Raw genomic sequence first — 3138 nt, 5'->3', positions numbered from 1 at the left:
GATCTGGAGTCGGGGTTGAAGGCCACCTTCGAGTGGTACAAGGAGAACGAGGCGTGGTGGCGGCCCCGCAAGGCCGCCACCGAAGCCAAGTACGCGACGTTGGGACGCTGAGCAGAAGATGACCACAGTGGCTGCGTTAGCTTCCCTCCTAGGGCGCAGGCCGCGGATCGCCATCATCGGTAGCCGTGGCTACCCAAGCTATTACGGCGGTTTCGAGACCCTCGTGCGACGCATGGCGCCGTACCTGCATGACGAGGGGTGGGACGTCACCGTCTACTCCCGTCCTGGCGCGACCCGCTCCGACGACCCGGGCCTCCGACCCGAGGTTCGTAGCGTGGTCACGCGGGGACTTGAGTCCAAGTCCCTCAGCACCCTGTCCTATAGCTGCACCTCGAGCGTCCACGCCGCCTGGGAGAAGCCGGATGTCGCGTTCCTCATGAATGTGGCTTGCGGCTACTGGCTTCCGCTGCTGAAGGTGCGGGGCATCCCCACGGTCCTGAACGTGGACGGCATCGAGTGGGACCGCGCCAAGTGGAGCCGCCTGGGCAAAGCTGTCTTCCTCAACGGCGCCCGGATAAGCGCAAAGTTCGCCGACACCCTCGTCTACGACGCCGACGAGCTCGAGCGCATCTGGCGGGAAAAATTCCACCGAGACGGTGTGGTCATCGCCTACGGCGGAGACATTCCCGCTCCGCTGCCCGTGGTCGACGGCCTGGAGCGCCGCGGGTACGCGCTCATGGTGGCGCGCTTCGTACCCGAGAACACCGTTAACGAGTTCTTTGACGCAGCCAAGATCATTAGCAAGGCGGCGGACGTCGTTGTCGTTGGGTCCTCCGGGTACGGCGGCGAGCTTGACGAGCGCGCCAAGGCTCTCGCTGACAGCAACGAGCGCGTCCACTGGCTCGGTCACGTCAGCGATGACGACAAGCTTTTCTCCCTGTGGCAGCACGCCGGTGCGTACTTCCACGGGCACAGCGTTGGCGGCACCAACCCAGCCCTGGTACAGGCTCTCGCCTGTGGCGCACCCGTGGTCGCTCGCGACACCCCCTACAACCGCGAGGTGCTGGGCGGCACGGGAACGCTCGTGAAGCCCGAGGCCCCCGCCATCGCTAATGCAGTGCTCTCGCTTCTTGCCGACCGCGAGCGGCAGGAGCGGCACTCTGCTGAAGCGGTGCAGCGCATCCGCGATGCCTACTTGTGGGACAGCATCTGTGGCGCCTACTGCGCAGCATTCGTCGACGCGGCGAGCCCGGGCACCAGGAGTCGGCGCCCGGGCTGACGCCGTTCTGACAGGGGAGATTCCGTGCGGTAAGTCTTGCCCGCCCCTACGTCTCGGGGCGGGATGGGGCACAGACGAGGGGCGAGCGCCCTGCCGCGCAGCGTGCAGGTCACCCGCCCCTTGTCGTTATCGCTCGGCGACTTTCACGGCTTGCAGTAAATGCGGTTGTGATCGGCGTACCAGCCGAGGATCACGGGGAAGCTCCGCATCGTCAGCCACTGCTGGGGCGTTCCGCTCATGCGGATGCGGAGGCACCCCTGGGAGTCCGCGGCGCGCGAGACGGCGCTCTTGAACCTGTTCCCGTGCGCCATCATCACCACGGTGCACCCGGCCCCCGGGATGGAGACCCCGAGGATGCGGCAGGCGCGGCTGGCCTTGGTGGCCAGCTGCGGCGCCACGGAGTCGGCCAGCGACCGCGTCTCGCTCTGCGACAGGTAGACGCTGCTGGTGAACACGCCGGGGTTGAAGGTCAGAGCCTGCGACGGGGCCGCGTTGCTGACGCCGAGCGCGCCGGTCACGGCCAAGGCGGCTCCGACGAGCATGAGGCGGAAGCGGGGACGGCCCGCGGTGCACCGGCCCTTCTCCGGCGAGGCGAAGGACGAACCGGGGGACGAGGTTGTCGAGGGGATCATGGGTTCACTAGCCTTTCGATCACGCTCCGGCAACGTCGTAGGTACCGGAGCTACTGGTCTGGGGTTGCGGCCGCGAGACCAGATTGGCAAGGCGTCGCCTACGACAAAACGCATGTCCTTGCACGGCTTGCAGCGGAGGAGATGTCAGTGCCCCTGCGCCCTGTGCCCTGTGCCCACCGGGTTCGTCTGTAGCCGGGAGTTCTCGCTGCTGCGGGAGTACGTGGAGGTAGATGGCCTCACGCTCAAAGAGCTCGGCAGGCTGCTCGGTGTCACCGAGGGCACCGCGTCGAAGTGGTGCAGTCCGACCTCGCCGTGGTTCATTTCCGCCAAGCGTGCGGCTCGCCTCACGGGCGAGCGAGGGGCGGAGATTGCCCGCTGCATCGCCGAGGCGGAGGCCAAGAACGATCCGCGCTGGAAGGTCCAGCCCGAGGAGCTCCCACCGCCGTCAAGCTACGAGGCGTTACGAGAGCGCCTGCGCCGCTGGGAGACCGAGAAAACGTTCGTGCTCTCGGCGCACAACATGGACTACCTGCTCGAGGTCCGGGCCATCGCTGGCGACCATGAAGAGGCTGTGGGGGAGACCCTGCGTCTGCCAGGTGGGTCTGGAGCCAACACCGGATACGCCCTGGCCAAGTTGGGCGGCACGGTCAGTTTCGGCGGAATCGTCGGTGACGACGATGATGGAAAGGATCTGCGGGAGGACCTTGAGAGGCACTGCGTCGGGTCCACCAAGCCCCTTGTCATCGCGCCGAATGCCCCCACTGGACGCGCCACCATCCTGTCGTTGCGTGACGGCACATGTCGTGCCATCTACGTGCAGGCCGGTGTCAACGCTCACCTCGCCCGGGCGCTGGACGGCGAGGGGAACCCCGCGGCAGCGCTCACCGAGGCAGCGGTGCAGGGGGCGGGAGTGGTCCACGTGTCCTCGTTCACGGGCAGGGCCGAGCAGCAGATGATGCGTGGGCTGCCCCGGAGGCTCTCGCCCGACCAGGTGCTGTCGTTCACGCCCCACAGCCACGTCTCCGAGCTCGGGCTGGACAGCTCTCCGGAGCTCTTCGCCCGGGTGAACGTGCTTTTCGTCTACCAGGGCCACCTCGACTTGCTGGTGCGCAGGTCCCGCAAGGTCCGACGAGGAGAAATTGTCAAGACCTGTGGATGAAGATCGTTTAGGCGGCGGTCGGGAGGGCCTGCTCAGCCGCTGACGCGCCGGCTTCACCGAGTTCGTCG

The 3138-nt window shown here is 67.0% G+C and carries 3 protein-coding genes; 2 read left to right on the top strand and 1 reads right to left on the bottom strand.

What is annotated here, in order from left to right:
* Positions 1–118 precede the first annotated feature (118 nt).
* Positions 119–1279, top strand: coding sequence for a glycosyltransferase (locus BXY45_RS22640; RefSeq protein WP_109776795.1), 1161 nt, complete (start codon positions 119–121; stop codon positions 1277–1279).
* Positions 1280–1422: 143 nt separating this feature from the next.
* On the opposite strand, the gene BXY45_RS23660 is transcribed toward BXY45_RS22640, so the two are convergent.
* A complete protein-coding gene (locus BXY45_RS23660) occupies positions 1423–1911 on the bottom strand; it encodes a hypothetical protein (RefSeq protein ID WP_170131701.1) in 489 nt (162 codons plus the stop codon).
* 169 nt (positions 1912–2080) lie between these two features.
* Here BXY45_RS23660 and BXY45_RS22630 point away from each other — a divergent pair, with 169 nt between their 5' ends.
* Entirely contained in the window at positions 2081–3070 is a 990-nt protein-coding gene (locus tag BXY45_RS22630; protein WP_170131700.1) for a carbohydrate kinase family protein, read from the top strand.
* Positions 3071–3138: the final 68 nt, after the last annotated feature.

The organism is Quadrisphaera granulorum (assembly GCF_003149145.1).
Taxonomy (GTDB): Bacteria; Actinomycetota; Actinomycetes; order Actinomycetales; family Quadrisphaeraceae; genus Quadrisphaera; species Quadrisphaera granulorum.
The sequence above is the reverse complement of the archived record's forward strand: the minus strand, read 5'-3'. Positions and strand labels throughout refer to the sequence as shown.